The sequence below is a fragment of the Paenibacillus antri genome (assembly GCF_005765165.1).
Classification (GTDB): domain Bacteria; phylum Bacillota; class Bacilli; order Paenibacillales; family YIM-B00363; genus Paenibacillus_AE; species Paenibacillus_AE antri.
The window spans coordinates 1-610 of sequence record NZ_VCIW01000072.1 but is presented as its reverse complement, the minus strand read 5'-3'; the positions used below and the strand labels follow the sequence as shown (position 1 = coordinate 610).

Sequence of the window (610 nt, the reverse complement as noted above, 5' to 3'; positions counted from 1 at the left end):
GCGCCTTGACCGAAACGGTATGATAAACCTGCTGTTACAGAGTGGATATCAGGAGCATATTGGAAGTCCACATCTTGTGTGCCTGAACGAACTAATGCTTTATTTAAGTTACCCGCTTTGTTTAAGTATTGGTATTCAACACGTGCCGCTAATTCAGGAAGAATTGCGTACTCAACACCTGCACCTAAAATAGTTGATGCTTTTAATTTGTGGAATTTTGTTGTTGATTCGTTAGTGTTTTCCGCACCATATTTTTTATAGTCATTACGAACAACCGCAATACCTACTTTACCGTAAACGTCTAAGTCAGGTAATACTTCGTAGCTTGGTTTTAACGCTAAGTTTAAACCGTGAGCAGAGTGTTTAACTGTACGGAATTCATCTACGTTACCACGTACGCGACCGTAGTAGTCATAGCCTAATTCAGCTGCTAAACCGAAGTTATTTTGGTTTAAGATTTGGTAACCGCCGAATACACCGTAAGTTACAGAGTTACGGTTGATACCATACTTACGTGTTTTATCATTATAACGATCATCGTGACCAGATTTTAATTGGTTAACACCGTGGTGAAATGATGATTGACCAACTTTCGCACCTGCGTAGAAAG

At 39.7% G+C, this 610-nt stretch carries 1 protein-coding gene; it reads right to left on the bottom strand.

Annotated features, from left to right (window positions below; all coding sequences use genetic code 11):
• Positions 1–610, bottom strand: a 610-nt coding sequence (locus FE782_RS33525; protein WP_158299635.1) for an outer membrane beta-barrel protein, incomplete at both ends; no start/stop codon positions are given.